Consider the following 17,120-nt stretch of genomic DNA (forward strand, 5'->3'; position numbering starts at 1 on the left):
GCCTCAGGAACACTCCACAAGGAAGTCCCCCATGTCCCGTCTCACCTCAGTGGCCGACCTCTTCCACGAAGAACCCATCCAGTGGGGCCTGCGCGGCGACCCGTACCTGTGGCGGGAAATGGCCGAGCACCTCGCCGCCACACCCTGGCCCGCCAGCGAGACGGAGCTGACGCAGCTGCTCACGCGGCTTTTCGAGCAACTGGCCGGCACCGGCCTGCATCATCCCAGCCACGTGCACCTGCCGCGCCATGCCCACGGTGGCATGTCCAGCGGGATGGTCAGCTGCACTTTCTGGCGCGAGCGCGCCATTCCCCTGCTGGTGGAGCGCTACCGCACCTTGTCCCCGCAAGCATAGATATTCACAGGACAATCACGACGTAGGATGGTGTGGAGCGCAGCGATACCCATCGATTCCGCGCGCGGACCGCAGGGCATCCACCGGCCCGGCCAGCGGATCGCGCTATGAGCTACGCGGCCCGTGGTTGCGCAAGAAGGTTTCCTCCCCCATCGCCGCAATCTGCCCTTCGATCAGTGCATCGAACGGACGCAGCAGGTCGGCGTGGGACTGCGGCGCATCCAGCGCATCGAGCGCATGGACTACCGCCTCGATGGTCGACAGCGCACCCTCGGCCGGCGCCTTGCGCAGGCGGTAGCGCGAGGTCAGCCCTTCCGGCAGCACGACTCGCGGCAGCGCCGCGAGGTTCGGGTTGAGGTGCAGCAGCTTGCGCGCCTTGCGCCAGGTGCCGTCGGGCACCACCAGCAGGCGTGGTTTATCCACAGGCTGCGCGGCCAGCTCGGCCAGCGCCACGGCGGATTCACCGGGGAACAGCAGGCAGGCATCCCAGGCGGACAGGTCGAGGCCACTGAAATCCTCGCCGACCAGCAGTTCTGCATTGACCAGGCCAAGCGCCGCCAGGCGTGCGGTATTCAGCGCATGCCCGACCTCGCTCGGGTGCTGCAGCAGGAGCACGCGGGTGCGGTTGTTCAGATGCGGGATCAGCGCGCACAGGCAATGGTTCAGCGGACGCTCGCAGCGCGGGCAGCGGGCGCGGCTCATGACTGACTCGGCTGGGTGCGCAGCAGGTCGCGGAAGTTCTGGATCAGCGGCTCGCGGGACCGGCCACGGCGAAGGATCAGCGAGAACGGCGCCTGGTAGCCGAAGGTCGCCGGCAGCAGCGCACGCAGGCGGCCCTGCTCTACCCAGGGGTGCGCGTAGTGCTCGGGCAGGTAGCCGATGTAGCCGCCGGAGAGGATCAGGATCAGCTGCGCTTCCATACTCTCCACGGTGCCGGCGCTGTGCTTGAAGCCGTGCCGCGCCAGTTCCGCCTGGCTCCAGTAGCCACGGCCGACCATGCGCTGCTGGGTGATCAGCTCGGCGGGGATGCGCCGGCCGTCGAACAGCGGGTGGCGGTCGCTGCAGTACAGCCAGTGCTGCTCTCTATAAAGAGGCTGGTAGACCAGGCCGTTCATCCGGCTGAAGAAAGAGCCGATGGCCAGGTCAAGACGGTTATCCAGCACCGCCAGTTGCAGCTCGTACGGGCTCTGTACCTGCAGATGCAGGTGCACCGCCGGGTGCAGGCTGCTGAAGGAGCCGATCACGTCGGCCAGCGGCAGCGCCGGATCGCTCACGGTGGAGTCCAGCACGCCGAGGTTCAGGGTGCCGCGCAGCTCGCCCTTGAGGGTCGCCGCGTAGCGTTCGAAGCCTTCCAGTTCGCCGAGGATGCGCAGGGTTTCCTGGTGGAACAGCTCGCCCTTGCTGGTCAGCCCGAAGCCGCCCCGGCCGCGGTGGCAGAGCACGATGCCCAGTTGGTTCTCCAACTGGCTCATGTAGGTACTGATTGCCGAGGTCGACAGGTTCAGCTCCTGCTGGGCGGCGGCGAAGCCCTGGCTGCGCACCACGCAGGCGAAAATCCGCAGCAGTTTGACGTCGGGCAGTGCGCTCGCGCTCATGAAGACTCCGCAAAACCGCGGCCAGGCCGCTCTAGTTCAGTACTTTCTGTACCTGAAAAACGGATGATAGCAAGCCAGCTATCTATTCAGGAACCGCAGACCACAAGCCCGGCGAGCCGTCTGCTGCGGCCAGGTGGCGCAGTCTAGCGACCGCCATTAGTTTAGAAAACTCTGAAGTGATTATTTGTAGCCAGCGATTTTTTCCACTACCCAGTCTGATGAGAATCCGATCTCAGTATTCAACAAGCCTGTTTCCACGAAGACAGCGATCAGCCTGAGGCCCTCCCCATGGACAAGAAACTTCACCAGCCCCTGGGCGGTAACGAAATGCCGCGTTTCGGCGGCATCGCCACCATGATGCGCCTGCCGCATATCCAGTCCCCCGAAGAGCTCAACGAGCTGGACGCCGCCTTCGTCGGCGTGCCCCTGGACATCGGCACCTCCCTGCGCTCCGGCACTCGTTTCGGGCCGCGCGAAATCCGCGCCGAGTCGGTGATGATCCGGCCGTACAACATGGCCACTGGCGCCGCGCCGTTCGACTCGCTGAACATCGCCGACATCGGCGACGTGGCGATCAACACCTTCAACCTGATGGAAGCGGTGCGCATCATCGAGGAGTCCTACGACAAGATCCTCGACCACGGCATCCTCCCGCTGACCCTGGGCGGCGACCACACCATCACCCTGCCGATCCTGCGTGCCATCCACAAGAAGCACGGCAAGGTCGGCCTGGTCCACATCGACGCCCACGCCGATGTGAACGACCACATGTTCGGCGAGAAGATCGCCCACGGCACCACCTTCCGCCGCGCCGTGGAAGAAGGCCTGCTGGACTGCGACCGCGTGGTGCAGATCGGCCTGCGTGCGCAGGGCTACACCGCCGAAGACTTCAACTGGAGCCGCAAGCAGGGCTTCCGCGTGGTGCAGGCCGAAGAGTGCTGGCACAAGTCGCTGGAACCGCTGATGGCCGAAGTCCGCGAGAAAGTCGGCGGCGGCCCGGTTTACCTGTCCTTCGACATCGACGGCATCGACCCGGCCTGGGCGCCCGGTACCGGCACCCCGGAAATCGGCGGCCTGACCACCATTCAGGCGATCGAGATCGTCCGTGGCTGCCAGGGCCTGGACATCATCGGCTGCGACCTGGTCGAGGTCTCCCCGCCCTACGACACCACCGGCAACACCTCGTTGCTCGGCGCCAACCTGCTGTACGAAATGCTCTGCATCCTCCCGGGCGTAGAGCGCCGCTGAGCGCACGAGCACACCAATGAATAATGACGCCTGCGTAGCACAGGTGCTGGAGGCTGCCCGCGTTCTCGTGGCAGCCTTCGCGCGCACCGACACCGAAGCCTACTTCGCCGCCTTCAGCGAAGACGCCAGTTTCATCTTCCACACCTGGCCGCAGCCGCTGCTTTCGCGCGCGGCTTACCGCGAGGTGTGGGAAAGCTGGCTGCGTGACGATGGTTTCGAGGTCCTTGACTGCCTTTCGAGCAACACCTTTGTGAGCCTGCAGGGCGAAGACGTGGCCGTGTTCTGCCACGACGTCACCACGCGGCTGCGCATCCAGGGAGAGGAAAGCCTGAACCACGAACGGGAGACCATCGTCTTCCGCCGTGATCCGAAACAGGGCCGCTGGCTGGCCACACACGAGCACCTGTCACCGTCGCCGACGCCATAAAGACAGGGCTCCCCGGGAGGAAGTCATGGATAACAAGAACAACGCACACGCAATCACAACGATCGAGACATTCGGGGTCGAACAGATCCCCGATAGCGAACGCAACGCCGCGCCCACCGACCTGTTCCGCATGATCTTCGGTGGCGCCAACACCTTCGCCACCGCCGTGCTCGGCAGCTTCCCGGTGCTCTTCGGGCTGTCCTTCCAGGCCGGCGTCTGGGCCATCGTCCTCGGCGTGCTGGTCGGTTCGCTCATCCTCGCGCCCATGGGCCTGTTCGGCCCGCTCAACGGCACCAACAACGCGGTCTCCTCGGGTGCCCACTTCGGCGTGCACGGGCGGATCGTCGGCTCGTTCCTGTCGCTGCTCACCGCCGTCGCCTTCTTCTCGCTCTCCGTGTGGAGCTCGGGCGATGCGCTGATCGGCGGCGCCAAGCGCCTGTTCGACCTGCCGGAAACCGACCTGACCCTGGGCCTGGCCTACGGCCTGTTCGCCGTGCTGGTGCTGATCGTCTGCATCTACGGCTTCCGCTTCATGCTGATGGTCAACAAGATCGCCGTGTGGGCCGCGAGCCTGCTGTTCCTGCTCGGCCTGTTCGCCTTCGCAGGCCCCTTCGACGCTGGCTACGCCGGCACCGTGCAGATGGGCAGCGAAGGTTTCTGGGCTGCCTTCATCGGCGCCGCCCTGCTGGCCATGAGCAACCCGGTGTCCTTCGGCGCCTTCCTCGGTGACTGGGCGCGCTACATCCCGCGCCAGACCTCGCAGAAGCGCATCATGCTGGCGGTGATCTGCGCCCAGCTGGCGACCCTGATCCCGTTCCTGTTCGGCCTGGCCACCGCCACCATCGTTGCGGTCAACGCCCCGGACTACATCGCCCAGAACAACTACGTCGGCGGCCTGCTGGCCGTATCGCCGAGCTGGTTCTTCCTGCCGGTGTGCCTGATCGCGGTGATCGGCGGCATGTCCACCGGCACCACCTCGCTGTATGGCACCGGCCTGGACATGTCCAGCGTGTTCCCGCGCCTGCTCAACCGTGTGCAGGCCACCCTGCTGATCGGCCTGCTGTCCATCGCCTTCATCTTCATCGGTCGCTTCGCCGCGAACCTGGTGCAGAGCGTGTCCACCTTCGCCGTGCTGATCATCACCTGCACCAGCCCCTGGATGGTGATCATGATCCTCGGCCTGGTGATCCGCCGTGGCTTCTACCACGCCGATGACCTGCAGGTGTTCACCCGTGGCCAGGAAGGCGGCGCCTACTGGTTCCACAACGGCTGGAACTGGCGCGGCATGGGTGCGTGGATCCCGAGCGCGGCCATGGGCCTGTGCTTCGTCAACCTGCCGGGCCAGTTCGTCGGCCCACTGGGCAACCTGGCCGGCGGTATCGACATCAGCCTGCCGGTGACCCTCGGCATGGCCGCCCTGCTCTACCTCGCCCTGCTGCGCACCTTCCCCGAACCCGCTGGCGTCTATGGCCCCAAGGGCCCGCGCTGGGTCGGCAGCCATGACCGCCCGGTCCGCAGCATCAGCGAGACGTCTGCCTGATCCAGGCTTCGTGGCCTGACGCGAAACGCTCTACCTGAAAGCCCCCATCGGACCGGTTGCCGCCGGTCCGATGCCCTACCGCACGCCACAAGCGCGCGGCAACAATGACAATGCAAGTGTGAGGAGCCGACCATGGCGTTAGATCTGATCGTCGTACTGATATATGCCGCTGGCATGTTGTGGCTGGGCTGGTACGGCATGCGCCGCGCCAAGACCCACGAAGACTACCTCGTGGCCGGCCGCAACCTCGGCCCGTCGTTCTACATGGGCACCATGGCCGCCACCGTGCTGGGCGGCGCCTCCACCGTGGGCACCGTGCGCCTGGGCTACGTCCATGGCATCTCCGGCTTCTGGCTGTGCGCCGCCCTGGGCGCCGGCATCATCGCGCTGAACCTGTTCCTCGCCAAGCCGCTGCTCAAGCTGCGCATCTTCACCGTCACCCAGGTCCTGGAGCGTCGCTACAACCCGATGGCTCGCCAGGCGTCAGCGGTGATCATGTTCGCCTACGCACTGATGATCGGCGTGGTCTCCACCCTGGCCATCGGCACCGTGATGCAGGTCCTGTTCGGCCTGCCGTTCTGGGTGTCCGTGCTGCTCGGCGGTGGCGTCGTGGTGATCTACTCCACCATCGGCGGCATGTGGTCGCTGACCCTGACCGACATCGTGCAGTTCATCATCAAGACCGTCGGCCTGATGTTCATCCTGCTGCCGATCTGCCTGTACCGCGTGGGCGGTTGGGACGAGCTGGTCGCCAAGCTGCCGGCGACCGCCTTCAGCTTCCACACCATCGGCTACGACACGATCATCACCTACTTCCTGATCTACTTCTTCGGCATCCTGATCGGCCAGGACATCTGGCAGCGCGTGTTCACCGCCCGCGACGACAAGGTCACCAAGTACGCCGGCACCGCCGCTGGCGTGTACTGCGTGATCTACGGCCTGGTCGGCGCGCTGATCGGCATGTGCGCCAAGGTCCTGCTGCCTGACCTGGACAACGTCAACAACGCCTTCGCCGCCATCGTCAGCGCCGCCCTGCCGGACGGTATCCGCGGCCTGGTGATCGCCGCAGCCCTGGCCGCGATGATGTCCACCGCCAGCGCCGGCCTGCTCGCCGCCTCCACCACCATCACCGAAGACCTGCTGCCGATCTTCACCGGCCAGCGTTCCACCCGCCTGAGCCTGAACCGCATCTGCACCCTGCTCACCGGTATCGTGGTACTGGGCATCGCCCTGGTGGTGAACGACGTGCTCAACGCTCTGACCCTGGCGTACAACCTGCTGGTGGGCGGCATGCTGATCCCGCTGATCGGCGCCATCTACTGGAAGCGCGCCACCACCGCCGGCGCCATCACCAGCATGGCCCTGGGCTTCATCACCGCCCTGGTGTTCATGTTCAAGGATGGCCTCGACGCCAATACCCCGATCTACTACAGCCTGGCCATCGGCCTGGTCAGCTTCATCGTCGTCAGCCTGCTGTCGCCCCGCCCGGCGCCGGTAGCCGACGCGGCCTGATAAGCACTTGCGCTAGGCAAGAGGGCGCGGCGAGCTGATCTCCGCGCCCTTTTGCATGATGACCTCACCCACGAATAGTAAGGAACTGCCATGACCACCTGCGGCGAATTCCTCGTCAAGCAACTCGAAGCCTGGGGCGTCGATACCGTCTTCGGCATCCCCGGCGTACACACCGTCGAGCTGTACCGCGGCCTGCCCCACAGCGACATCCGCCACATCACCCCGCGCCACGAACAGGGCGCCGGCTTCATGGCCGACGGCTACGCGCGCGTCACCGGCAAGCCGGGCACCTGCTTCATCATCACCGGCCCGGGCATGACCAACATCCTCACCGCCATGGGCCAGGCCTACGCCGACTCCATCCCCATGCTGGTGATCTCCAGCGTCAACGAGCGCTCGCGCCTCGCCCACGGCAATGGCTACCTGCACGAACTGCCGAACCAGCGCGCCATGGTCGCCGGCGTCAGCGCCTTCAGCCACACCCTGATGAGCGTCGACGAGCTGCCCGCCGTACTGGCCCGCGCCTTCGCCGTGTTCGACAGTGAGCGCCCGCGCCCGGTACACATCGAACTGCCGCTGGACATCATCACCGCCCCGGCCGACCACATGCAGGTGCTGCCGCGCGTGCAGCTGGCCCGCCCGGCCCCGGCCCGCTCGCCGCTGCACGAGGCCGCCGCCAAGCTGGCCAAGGCACAGAAGCCGCTGCTGCTGCTCGGTGGTGGCTGCGTAGCCGCCCAGGCCGAAGCCCGCGCGCTGGCCATTGCCCTCGATGCGCCGACCGCGCAGACCATCAACGCCAAGGGCCTGCTGCAGCCGAGCCACCCGCTGCTGATCGGCAGCAACCAGTCGCTGATCCCGGTCCGTGAACTGGCGCTGGAGGCTGACGTGGTGCTGGCCATCGGCACCGAGCTGGGCGAGACCGACTACGACGTGGTGTTCGACGGCAACTTCAAGATCGGCGGCGAGCTGATCCGCATCGACATCGACCCGCAGCAGCTGATGCGCAACTTCGCGCCGACCATCGCCATCCAGGCCGACGCCCGCACCGCCATGCGCGCCCTGCTGGAACTGCTGCCAGTCCGCGAGGCCGACGTCACCAGCCCCGGCGCCCAGCGCGCGGCCAAGGTGCGCGCGCAACTGGCCGAGGACTTCAGCGGTTGGGCACACTACCGCACCCTGTTCGACAAGATCCTCGAAGTGCTACCCGACGCGCGCTTCGTCGGCGACTCGACCCAGACCGTCTACAGCGGCAACCACCTGGTGGAACTGGACGGCGGTCGTCGCTGGTTCAACGCCTCCACCGGCTACGGCACCCTGGGCTACGGCCTGCCGGCCGCCATTGGCGCCAAGCTCGGTGAGCCGGGTCGCCCGGTGATCAGCCTGATGGGCGACGGTGGCCTGCAGTTCACCATGACCGAACTGGCCAGCGCCGTGGAAGCCAAGGTGGGCATCGTCGTGCTGCTGTGGAACAACCACGGTTACGGCGAGATCAAGCGCTACATGGAACGCCGCGACATCACCCCGCTGGGCGTGGACATCTACACCCCGGACTTCCTCGCCATCGCCCGCGGCTTCGGCTGCGCCGCCGAGCGCGCCCGCGACCACGACCACCTGCAGGAGCTGCTGCGTACCGCACCGAGCGATCGCCCGCTGATCGTGGAAGTGATGGAAGCGGCGCCCTTCGCGCCGTAACCCAGGTCCCGTAGGGCGCATAACGCGCCAGCGTTATCCGCCATCGGCCCTCGCACCACGGCCATCGGCGGATAACCGCAAGCGGTTATTCGCCCTACGTTGCTTGCGACGTGGGGCGGGTTATCCCCAACCCGCCCCGCCGCCCTGCCCTCTCCCAGAGGGAGCGGGAAACGCGCGGAGCCGGGTGTCTGGCGCAGCTACCGGCGCCGGCCACTCCCCCCCCAGGTTCCGAACGGTTCCCTCTCCCTCTGGGAGAGGTTAGGGTGAATGCACAGTCACCCGCGATCCGCGCGCTGGACGCGTCGCGCATCCCACCCGGAATCCGACTCATGAAGATCGTCACCCGTGACCGCTGGTTCGAGGTCCGTCACTGCTACGACGGCGTCAGCCTGATCCACGAGCCCTACGTCCGCCCCTTCTACCGCTGCAACATGTGGCACATCCAGGGACGCGAGCGCGACGTGCTGGTGGACAGTGGCTCCGGCCTGGTCAGCCTGCGCGAACAACTGCCCTGGCTCACCGACCGCCCGCTGCTGGCCGTGGCCAGCCACACCCACTTCGACCACATCGCCGGCCACCACGAGTTCGACGAGCGCCTGGTTCACCCGGCCGAAGCCGACATCCTCGCCAGCCCCGACGGCGAACGCACCCTGGCTACTGCCTTCGTCGACGACGAGATGTTCGATGCGCACCCGGACTGCCCGCTGTGCTACGCCGAGTACCACGTCAAGGCCGCGCCGGCGACCCGTACCATCGACGAAGGCGACGTGCTCGACCTCGGCGACCGTACCCTGCAGGTACTGCACACCCCCGGTCATTCGCCGGGCGGTATCAGCCTGTGGGAAGAGAAGACGCAGACGCTGTTCTCCGGCGACATCATCTACGACGGCCCGCTCATCGAGGACGCCTACCACTCCAACCTCGACGACTACGCCGCGAGCCTGGCGCGCCTGCGCGAGCTGCCGGTGCGCACCGTACACGGCGGGCACTTCGAGAGCTTCTCCGGGGAACGGCTGAAGTCGATGATCGACGGCTGGTTCAAGGCCCACGAATAACGGGCCATCCGAGAAGAGCCAAAACAAAAACCCGCCAGCTGGCGGGTTTTCCTTTTGCGATGGGCGGGGCGCAATCAATAGCGCCTGCGCTGCTCCATCAGGCGACGTTGCTCGTCGCGGCGGATGGGGATGGGTTGCAGACGTGGAGGCTCGATCAGGCCGAGCGTGACACCGAGTTTCCACGCAATGCTTTGCAGCCAGACTTTCATGGAATGCCTCCTTGTACGAATTCAGGTCGGGCGGCCCGTTACCACCATGGGCCGCCCTAGGAAGAATAGCCCGGCGTCCCACTCTCCGCCCGTGCCACTCACTCCTTGCAACAAAGACTATCGTCTTCCCCCGCCGCAGCGCCTGACCTGAATCAAGAGCACGACATTTCCCAATTCAGCGGCGAAGCATCCGGCGAATCCACTGCTCGCTGCTTACCAGCGTGATACCCGCCAGTACCAACACGGCGCCCGCGACGAAATTCAGGGTCAGCGGCTCGCCAAGAATCAGCACGCCAAAAGCGATGCCGAACATCGGTGTCATGAAGGAAAACACCGCCAGGTTCGACGCCAGGTAGCGGCGCAGCAGCCAGAACCAGGTGAAGTAGCTGAAGAACGACACCACCAGGCCCTGGAACAGCACGCTACCCACGCCGATGGCGGTAAAGCTCACGTCATGGGTCTTGCCCAGCGCCAGTGCGGCAAAGGGCAGCAGCAGTGCGGCGATCAGCAACTGGTAGAACAGCGTCAGGATCGGCTTGGCCTCGGAGAGCCGAGTGGTGCGCACCGCCACCGTGGTCATGCCCCAGGCGAACCCGGCAAGTACGCCGAAGGCATCGCCCAGCAGCATGCGGCTGTCCATGTTGGCGAAGTCGAAGCCGCCGCCGAAGCACATCGCGATGCCGCCGAAGCACACGCCGATCCCCAGCCACTGCAACGGCCGCAGACGCTCGCTGGGCAGCAGGAAATGCAGCGCCAGCGCCGAGAAGATCGGCGCCGTGTAGATGAACACCGCCATGTGCGAGGCCGACGTATAGACCAGCCCCTGGGCGATGAAGAAGAACTCGGCGGCGAACAGCACACCGGCCAGCAGCCCGCCCTTGAGCGTGCCCTGGCGCAGGAAGCCGTCCCAGCCGCCGCGCCAGCACATGATCAGACCCACCGCCACGGCAGCCACCAGGTTGCGCCCGAAGGCCTGCATGATCGGCGCGATGTCCGGCGCGGCCAGTTTCACCATCACCGCCTGGATGCCCCAGATCACGCACAGGCCGGTCATGACCTGGATGGCGAAGGCGTCGGCGCCCTTGCGCTCGACGATATTGGCTTGGGAGTTCATGGCAAGGCTCGGCAGCAAAAGTCAGGAATCGGGAAGCCGAAAGGACAATCGGCGGGCTTCCTCGAGGAAAGTCCGCCGATCATGCCAGCTCGCGCCAGCCGGCCGCCAACGTTAATCCGCTGTTCGGCCAGCCATCTGCGACATTATTTCCCGGATTTCACCTGGGTCCAGGTGCGGGTACGGATGCGCTCCAGTTTCGGCGGCAGCATTTCCACCGAGAACAGCTTGGCCTGCACGTCCGCCGGCGGGTAGACGTTGGGGTTGTCGTGCAGCTCCCTGGAGATCAGCCCGTCCGCCGCCTGATTGGGGTTGGCGTAGGCCACGTAATCGGAGATCGGCGCGACCACTTCCGGGCGCAGCAGGTAGTTGAGGAAGGCATGGGCCTGCTCGACGTTCTTCGAATCCTTCGGAATCGCCAGCACGTCGAACCAGGCGGCGGCGCCTTCCTTGGGAATGCGGTACTCGATGTGGATGCCGTTGCCGGCTTCCTTGGCGCGATTGGCCGCCTGCATCGCGCCGCCGGACCAGGCCAGGGCCACGCAGACGTCGCCGTTGGCGAGGTCAGTGACGAACTTCGAGGAACTGAAGTAGGTGATGTTCGGGCGCAGCTTCGCCAGCAGTGCCTCGGCCTTCTTGTAGTCGTCCGGGTTGTGGCTGTTGGGCGACAGGCCCAGGTAATGCAGGACCTGCGGGATCACCTCGGTGGGCGAGTCGAGGAAGGCCACGCCACAGGATTTCAGCTTGGCGAGGTTTTCCGGTTTGAACACCAGGTCCCAGGAGTCCAGCGGCGCGTTGTCGCCAAGCACGGACTTGACCTTGTCGACGTTGTAGGCGATGCCGTTGGTGCCCCACATGTAGGGCATCACGTACTGGTTGCCCGGGTCCTTGCTCTCCAGCACCTTGAGCAGTGCGGGATTGAGATTCTTCCAGTTCGGCAGCTTGCTCTTGTCCAGCGGCTGGAACACGCCGGCCTTGAGGTAGTTGGGCAGGAAGCTGTCGCTGGGCACGACCACGTCATAGCCCGAGTGCCCGGAAAGCAGCTTGGCTTCCAGCACTTCGTTGCTGTCGTAGACGTCGTATTGCGGCTTGATGCCGGTCTCGCCCTGAAAGCCCTTGAGGGTGTCCGGGCCGATGTAGTCGAACCAGTTGTAGATGCGCACTTCCGGCGCAGCGCTGGCGGCGCTGGCCGTGACGAGGGTGGCGGCGGCGAGCAGGCCGCGCAGCGCGGTATTCTTGTTCATGTCCTTCCCCAACTGGATGCGCTCGCGCAAAAGGTTGCGAGCAATGAAAAGCAAACGGGCGGATTCTCATCCGCCCGCTTCGTCTTATCAGCGTGCAGCGCCTTCGTAGCCCTGCAGCACGTTCACCGCGTTGACGCCGATGGCCTCCACCGCGTAACCGCCTTCCATGATGAACAGGGTCGGAATACCCAGTGCGGCGATGCGCTCGCCCATCTTCAGGTAATCCGGGCTGTCCAGCTTGAACTCGGAAATCGGGTCGTCCTTATACGTATCCACGCCCAGCGATACAACCACCACGTCAGGCGCGTAGTCCGCGATCTTCCGGCAAGCGTCTTCCAGCGCGGCGAACCAGCCATCCCAGCCGGTGCCATGGGGCAGCGGGTAGTTGTGGTTGTAGCCCTCGCCGGCGCCTTCGCCGTGCTCGTTGGCGTGGCCGAGGAAGTACGGGTACTCCACCAGCGGGTCGCCGTGGATCGAGGCGAACAGCACGTCGTTACGGCGGTAGAAGATGTCCTGGGTGCCGTTGCCGTGGTGGTAGTCGACGTCGAGGATGGCCACGCGCTTGGCACCCTGGTCGAGGAAGGCCTGGCTGACGATGGCGGCGTTGTTCAGGAAGCAGTAGCCGCCCATGAAGTCGCTGCCGGCGTGGTGGCCCGGCGGACGGCACAGGGCGAAGGCGGTGCTGGCGCCTTGGCGCATGTGGTCCTGGGCGGTCAGCGCGACCTGGGCCGAGCTGTACACGGCCTGCCAGGTGCCGGCGGTGATCGGCGCCTCGGTGTCGAAGCTGTAGTGGCCCACTTCGCCCATCAGCGCCGTCGGAATCGGACCGTCACGCAGCAGGCGCCGGCCCGGGAAGGTGGTGGAGACCAGGTCGCCGGTGTGACCTTCGGCCGCCCAGCGGGCCCAGGCGCCCTTGAGGAATTCGACGTAGCGGGTGTTGTGCGCGCGCAGGATCGGCTCCATACCGAAGTCCTTGGGCTCGATGATTTCGCCCAGGTTCTGCGACTTCACGCGGGCCAGCACGGTGTCCGCGCGGCTGGGCATCTCGAAGCAGGGCTGGAGTTTGCCGTCGACCAGTTCGGACTGGCCGAAATGCAGGCGGTGATCATCGCTGTACACGGTAAGCATGGGAGTACCCTCTGAAGGATTCTTGTTGTCCGGTGACGGGAATTCTGCCCAGCGACCGCCTCGCGCAGAACAGCGGAAGCGGCCAAAAGGGGATCGATGTGGCCAGAATTTCTGACCCTTAACCATCTGCATGCGCTGATTATCCACTTTCGCCCGGCAAAGCCCCACCGCAGCGGCGCTATGCTCAGGGAATTGTCCTGGCCCAGAGCCGGTCGAACATCATCAAGCGTTTTGACCACAGGATGGGGGAAGATGCGGGAAACCTTCGTACGCGCCTGCAGCCGTGCGCTGCTGATGCTGACCTTGTCGCTGGCCGGTGTTGGCGCCGTGCTGGCCGACGAGCCGACCGACGTCCAGGCCGGCGATTCCATCCAGCTGCCGGACCTGCCCGAGGATGCTGGCGTCGACCAACTGAGCGCGCGCCTCGAACTGATCCGCCAGCGCGTCTCCGCCGACAGCGACGATGGCCTGCTGTCGAACCTGCGGCAGTCCGCGCTGGCCGTTCAGGCCCGCGCGGAGCAGAACGCCACCGACATCGGCACCGCGCTGTCGCGCACCGAGGACCAGCTCAAGGTGCTCGGCCCGGTCACGCCCAACGAGGCCGAGAGCCTGACCCGGCAGCGCAACGACCTGACGGATGCCCAGAAAGACCTGCAGAAACAGCTGGAGCGCGCCAACCAGCTGGACAAGAACGCCCAGGACCTCGCCGCGCAGATCGTCAACCTGCGCCGCAGCCAGTTCAACTCGCAGATCGCCACGCGCTACCCGCCGCCGCTGAGCCCCAGCTTCTGGTCGACCCTGATCCGTCCCACCGACGACGACCTGACGCGCCTGCAATCCATGCGCGCGCAGATCGGCGACGCCCTCTCCACGGTCTGGCAGCCCGAGCACCGTTCCCCCTTCATCGCCAGCCTGCTCGTCGCCCTGCTGCTGTGGATTCCCGGCCGGCGCCTGCTGGAGCAGCTGCTGACCAAGGCGATGATCCGCTGGATTCCGGTCGGTCGCCTGCGCCGCAGCGCCCTGGCGGTGGCGGTCGGCCTGGCCACCATCCTCACCCTCGGTGGCGGCGCCACGGTGATCCACGAAGGCATGAACTGGCACGGCCAGCTCAGCGGCAACATGGACAACCTCGGCAACCAGATGCTCTCGCTGGTGATCTTCTGCACCTTCACCGCGGGCCTGGGCCGCGCGCTGCTGGCCGTGCAGAGGCCGTCCTGGCGACTGCCCGACCTGCCCGACCCAGTGGCCACCGCCCTTTCGCCCTTCCCCTGGCTGATGGCCTGGATGCTGCTGGTGCTGGGCACGCTGGATCGCATCAACAGCTCCAGCGGCGCCAGCCTCGCGTTGACCGTGGCGGTCAACGGCCTCACCGCCCTGGCGACGGCCCTGCTCTACGGCATCGCGCTGTATCGCTATCGCGTTGCGCGCCGCGAAGCCGAAGGCCACGAAACCTCGCCGCTGGCCGGCATCCTGGTGTTCGCAATGCTGGTCACGGTGCTGCTGATCGTGCTGGCACTGGCCACCGGCTATCTGTCATTGGCGTACTTTTTTGCCGGCAAGCTGCTCTGGGCCAGCGTGGTGTGCGCCACCGGCTACCTGCTGACGAGCCTGTTCGTCGACCTTTGCGAGGTACTGCTGTCGCCCCGCCAGCCGATCGGCGAGCGGCTGGCGGAAAACCTCGGCGTCGATCCGCGCCACCAGGCGCAATTCGCCACCCTGCTGACCGGCGCGGGGCGCACGCTGCTGGTACTGTCCACCCTGCTGATCGCCTTCTCCACCTCCGGCACCAGCCCCGGCGAGCTGCTCCAGGGCCTGGTACAGCTGGTGGAAAGCGGCCAGTCACTGGGGCGCCTGAACATCGTCCCGCAGGACATCCTGCTGGCCCTCGGCACCCTGGCCGCCGGCCTGTTCGGCCTGCGCCTGCTCAAGCGCTGGCTGGCCGACGAGCTGCTGCCGGAAACGCGCATGGACGCAGGCATGCGCGCCTCGCTGGTGACACTGGTGGGCTACATCGGCATGGTCATCCTGGTGCTGCTGGTGCTCTCCGCGCTGCGCATCAACCTCACCAGCCTGACCTGGGTGGTCAGCGCCCTCTCGGTGGGTATCGGTTTCGGCCTGCAGGCCATCGTGCAGAACTTCATCTCCGGCCTGATCCTGCTCACCGAGCGCCCGGTGAAGGTGGGCGACTGGGTCAGCCTGACCGGTGGCGTGGAGGGCGACATCCGGCGGATCAACGTGCGCGCCACGGAAATCCAGATGTCCGACCAGTCCACGGTGATCGTCCCAAATTCCCAGTTCATCTCGCAGAACGTGCGCAACGTGACCATGGGCAGCGCGCTGGGTGTGGTCGGCATCAACCTCACCCTGCCGCTGGATACCGACGTGCAGAAGGTCCGCGAACTGATGCTCAAGGCCTACAGCGAACACGAGAACATCGTCGAGACGCCGGCCCCTTCGGTGACTTTCAAGGACCTGAGCGCCACCGGCCTGACCCTGGCCGCCTCGGGTAACGTCAGCAGCCCGCGAGCGGTGTACTCGACCAAGAGCGACCTGCTGTTCACCATTTTCAGCGGCCTGCGCGAGGCCGGCATCAGCCTGAGCACACCGCAGAACCTGATCCTGCAGCGGCCGCAACTGGCGCGCGCGGAGCCCGCCGACGAAGCGGCAACACCACAAGTCGGCGACGATACCGGGCCGAATCCGCCGCCGTAGAATGAAGGGGTTACGCCAGCGGGGCAGCCGCCTCGCCGGCCTTTGCGCAACAGTCCCGCGCGGGAGCCGTCGTTGCGCCTGCAGCGTCCCGTGCCCGCCGTTGGCCGGCGCCCGTCGCGGCATCCGGCATCGCCGCCTGCCGCCTTCCTTCCTCGGTTGCCGCCGGGCCTCCCCGCTGCGGCGCACGGGAGATCGCGCAATGGACGAAGCCAGACTCAACGAATTCATGGGCAAGCTGGTCACCGACATGGGTGGCGCGGCGATGCTCGCCAACATCATCCTGGGCGAAGAACTGGGCCTCTACAAAGCCATGGCCGACGGTCAGTGGCTGAGCCCGGCGCAACTGGCCGAACGCAGCGGCTGCAATGCCCGCCTGCTGCGCGAATGGCTCAGCGCCCATGCCGCCTCCGGCTACATGGAGCACCAGGGCGGCAACTTCCGCCTGCCCGAAGAACAGGCCATGGCGCTGGCCATCGAGGACTCGCCGGTGTACGTCGCCGGTGGCGCCTCCGTGGTCGCGGCGCTCTACCACGACAAGGACAAGCTGGTCGCCGCCATGCGCGGCGACGGCGGCCTGGCCTGGGGCGATCACCACCCCTGCATGTTCTCCGGCACCGAGAAATTCTTCCGCCCCGGCTACCGCGCGCACCTGGTTGCAGAGTGGCTGCCGGCTCTGGACGAAGTGGTCGGCAAGCTCGAACGCGGTGCTCAGGTCGCAGACGTCGGTTGCGGCCACGGCGCCTCCACCATCGTCATGGCGCAGTCCTTCCCGGCGTCGAACTTCGTCGGCTTCGACTACCACCAGCCCTCCATCGACGTGGCCAACCAGCGCGCCGGTCAGGCAGAAGTCGGCGGGCGTGCCAGCTTCCAGCGCGCCAGCGCCAAGGACTACCCCGGCAACGACTACGATCTGATCTGCTTCTTCGACTGTCTACACGACATGGGCGACCCGGTGGGCGCCGCGCAGCACGCGCGCCAGGCGCTCAAGGCGGACGGCACGGTACTGCTGGTGGAGCCCTTCGCCAATGACCACCTGGATGACAACCAGAACCCGGTCGGCCGGCTGTTCTATGCCGCCTCGACCTTCATCTGCACGCCCAATTCGCTGTCCCAGGAAGTCGGGCTGGGGCTGGGGGCTCAGGCTGGCGAAGCACGCCTGCGCAAGGTGTTCGAGCAAGCCGGTTTCAGCCGCTTCCGCCGCGCGGCGCAAACGCCGTTCAACCTGATCCTCGAAGCCCGCCCGTAATGCCTCCCTGATCGGCTACAGCGCCCGGAATACGGGCGCTGTAGCA

15 protein-coding genes are annotated in these 17,120 nt (G+C 66.2%); 9 read left to right on the plus strand and 6 right to left on the minus strand.

What is annotated here, in order from left to right:
- Positions 1 to 31 precede the first annotated feature (31 nt).
- Positions 32 to 355 carry a hypothetical protein gene (locus IB275_RS22050; RefSeq protein ID WP_192291146.1) on the plus strand — a complete coding sequence of 108 codons (324 nt, stop codon included), beginning with the start codon at positions 32 to 34 and terminating at the stop codon, positions 353 to 355.
- Positions 356 to 460: 105 nt separating this feature from the next.
- On the opposite strand, the gene IB275_RS22055 is transcribed toward IB275_RS22050, so the two are convergent.
- Together IB275_RS22055 and IB275_RS22060 are read right to left on the minus strand one after the other, a co-directional pair.
- The gene (locus IB275_RS22055) at positions 461 to 1,057 is read right to left on the minus strand and encodes a tRNA-uridine aminocarboxypropyltransferase (RefSeq protein WP_192291148.1); all 597 of its coding nucleotides are present in this window, start codon (positions 1,055 to 1,057) and stop codon (positions 461 to 463) included.
- The gene (locus tag IB275_RS22060) at positions 1,054 to 1,950 is read right to left on the minus strand and encodes a LysR family transcriptional regulator (RefSeq protein ID WP_024765259.1); all 897 of its coding nucleotides are present in this window, start codon (positions 1,948 to 1,950) and stop codon (positions 1,054 to 1,056) included. The genes IB275_RS22055 and IB275_RS22060 overlap by 4 nt, the downstream gene beginning before the upstream one ends.
- A 288-nt stretch (positions 1,951 to 2,238) precedes the next feature.
- Between IB275_RS22060 and speB the strand changes: the two genes are divergently transcribed.
- From speB to IB275_RS22090, 6 genes are all read left to right on the plus strand, one after another.
- On the plus strand, positions 2,239 to 3,198 hold the full coding sequence (gene speB / locus IB275_RS22065; RefSeq protein WP_081520337.1) for an agmatinase: 960 nt from the start codon (positions 2,239 to 2,241) through the stop codon (positions 3,196 to 3,198).
- Positions 3,199 to 3,214: 16 nt separating this feature from the next.
- Complete coding sequence (locus IB275_RS22070) at positions 3,215 to 3,625, plus strand: YybH family protein (protein ID WP_192291150.1); 411 nt, start codon at positions 3,215 to 3,217, stop codon at positions 3,623 to 3,625.
- A 25-nt stretch (positions 3,626 to 3,650) separates the two neighbouring features.
- Entirely contained in the window at positions 3,651 to 5,165 is a 1,515-nt protein-coding gene (locus IB275_RS22075) for a purine-cytosine permease family protein (protein ID WP_192291152.1), read from the plus strand.
- Positions 5,166 to 5,297: 132 nt separating this feature from the next.
- A complete protein-coding gene (locus tag IB275_RS22080; RefSeq protein ID WP_151187895.1) occupies positions 5,298 to 6,677 on the plus strand; it encodes a sodium:solute symporter family protein in 1,380 nt (459 codons plus the stop codon).
- 90 nt (positions 6,678 to 6,767) lie between these two features.
- Positions 6,768 to 8,369 (plus strand): 5-guanidino-2-oxopentanoate decarboxylase, encoded by a 1,602-nt coding sequence (locus tag IB275_RS22085; protein WP_192291154.1) that lies wholly within the window; start codon positions 6,768 to 6,770, stop codon positions 8,367 to 8,369.
- A 329-nt stretch (positions 8,370 to 8,698) separates the two neighbouring features.
- Positions 8,699 to 9,424 carry an MBL fold metallo-hydrolase gene (locus tag IB275_RS22090; RefSeq protein ID WP_192291156.1) on the plus strand — a complete coding sequence of 242 codons (726 nt, stop codon included), beginning with the start codon at positions 8,699 to 8,701 and terminating at the stop codon, positions 9,422 to 9,424.
- Positions 9,425 to 9,498: 74 nt separating this feature from the next.
- On the opposite strand, the gene IB275_RS22095 is transcribed toward IB275_RS22090, so the two are convergent.
- The 4 genes from IB275_RS22095 to IB275_RS22110 all read right to left on the minus strand — a co-directional run bounded on the left by IB275_RS22095 (position 9,499) and on the right by IB275_RS22110 (position 13,116).
- Positions 9,499 to 9,633 carry a PA1414 family protein gene (locus IB275_RS22095; protein WP_263864840.1) on the minus strand — a complete coding sequence of 45 codons (135 nt, stop codon included), beginning with the start codon at positions 9,631 to 9,633 and terminating at the stop codon, positions 9,499 to 9,501.
- A 175-nt stretch (positions 9,634 to 9,808) separates the two neighbouring features.
- Complete coding sequence (locus tag IB275_RS22100) at positions 9,809 to 10,747, minus strand: DMT family transporter (RefSeq protein ID WP_192291158.1); 939 nt, start codon at positions 10,745 to 10,747, stop codon at positions 9,809 to 9,811.
- 143 nt (positions 10,748 to 10,890) lie between these two features.
- A complete protein-coding gene (locus tag IB275_RS22105; protein WP_192291160.1) occupies positions 10,891 to 11,988 on the minus strand; it encodes an extracellular solute-binding protein in 1,098 nt (365 codons plus the stop codon).
- Between the two features lie 87 nt (positions 11,989 to 12,075).
- Entirely contained in the window at positions 12,076 to 13,116 is a 1,041-nt protein-coding gene (locus IB275_RS22110) for a histone deacetylase family protein (protein WP_192291162.1), read from the minus strand.
- A 294-nt stretch (positions 13,117 to 13,410) separates the two neighbouring features.
- Here IB275_RS22110 and IB275_RS22115 point away from each other — a divergent pair, with 294 nt between their 5' ends.
- Both IB275_RS22115 and IB275_RS22120 read left to right on the plus strand, forming a co-directional pair.
- Positions 13,411 to 15,828 carry a DUF3772 domain-containing protein gene (locus tag IB275_RS22115; RefSeq protein WP_494514448.1) on the plus strand — a complete coding sequence of 806 codons (2,418 nt, stop codon included), beginning with the start codon at positions 13,411 to 13,413 and terminating at the stop codon, positions 15,826 to 15,828.
- Positions 15,829 to 16,027: 199 nt separating this feature from the next.
- Positions 16,028 to 17,074 carry a class I SAM-dependent methyltransferase gene (locus IB275_RS22120; RefSeq protein ID WP_192291166.1) on the plus strand — a complete coding sequence of 349 codons (1,047 nt, stop codon included), beginning with the start codon at positions 16,028 to 16,030 and terminating at the stop codon, positions 17,072 to 17,074.
- The last annotated feature ends 46 nt before the right edge of the window (positions 17,075 to 17,120 follow it).

The sequence above is a fragment of the Pseudomonas sp. PDM21 genome (genome assembly GCF_014852505.2).
Lineage (GTDB): Bacteria > Pseudomonadota > Gammaproteobacteria > Pseudomonadales > Pseudomonadaceae > Pseudomonas.

What these genes read in the sequence shown, in the direction of transcription:
- IB275_RS22095 (WP_263864840.1), bottom strand. Translation starts at nt 9,633, where the DNA reads ATGAAAGTCTGGCTGCAAAGCATTGCGTGGAAACTCGGTGTCACGCTC.
- IB275_RS22090 (WP_192291156.1), top strand. Translation starts at nt 8,699, where the DNA reads ATGAAGATCGTCACCCGTGACCGCTGGTTCGAGGTCCGTCACTGCTAC.
- IB275_RS22105 (WP_192291160.1), bottom strand. Translation starts at nt 11,988, where the DNA reads ATGAACAAGAATACCGCGCTGCGCGGCCTGCTCGCCGCCGCCACCCTC.
- IB275_RS22110 (WP_192291162.1), bottom strand. Translation starts at nt 13,116, where the DNA reads ATGCTTACCGTGTACAGCGATGATCACCGCCTGCATTTCGGCCAGTCC.
- IB275_RS22080 (WP_151187895.1), top strand. Translation starts at nt 5,298, where the DNA reads ATGGCGTTAGATCTGATCGTCGTACTGATATATGCCGCTGGCATGTTG.
- IB275_RS22060 (WP_024765259.1), bottom strand. Translation starts at nt 1,950, where the DNA reads ATGAGCGCGAGCGCACTGCCCGACGTCAAACTGCTGCGGATTTTCGCC.
- speB (WP_081520337.1), top strand. Translation starts at nt 2,239, where the DNA reads ATGGACAAGAAACTTCACCAGCCCCTGGGCGGTAACGAAATGCCGCGT.
- IB275_RS22070 (WP_192291150.1), top strand. Translation starts at nt 3,215, where the DNA reads ATGAATAATGACGCCTGCGTAGCACAGGTGCTGGAGGCTGCCCGCGTT.
- IB275_RS22115 (WP_494514448.1), top strand. Translation starts at nt 13,411, where the DNA reads ATGCTGACCTTGTCGCTGGCCGGTGTTGGCGCCGTGCTGGCCGACGAG.
- IB275_RS22055 (WP_192291148.1), bottom strand. Translation starts at nt 1,057, where the DNA reads ATGAGCCGCGCCCGCTGCCCGCGCTGCGAGCGTCCGCTGAACCATTGC.
- IB275_RS22120 (WP_192291166.1), top strand. Translation starts at nt 16,028, where the DNA reads ATGGACGAAGCCAGACTCAACGAATTCATGGGCAAGCTGGTCACCGAC.
- IB275_RS22100 (WP_192291158.1), bottom strand. Translation starts at nt 10,747, where the DNA reads ATGAACTCCCAAGCCAATATCGTCGAGCGCAAGGGCGCCGACGCCTTC.
- IB275_RS22085 (WP_192291154.1), top strand. Translation starts at nt 6,768, where the DNA reads ATGACCACCTGCGGCGAATTCCTCGTCAAGCAACTCGAAGCCTGGGGC.
- IB275_RS22075 (WP_192291152.1), top strand. Translation starts at nt 3,651, where the DNA reads ATGGATAACAAGAACAACGCACACGCAATCACAACGATCGAGACATTC.
- IB275_RS22050 (WP_192291146.1), top strand. Translation starts at nt 32, where the DNA reads ATGTCCCGTCTCACCTCAGTGGCCGACCTCTTCCACGAAGAACCCATC.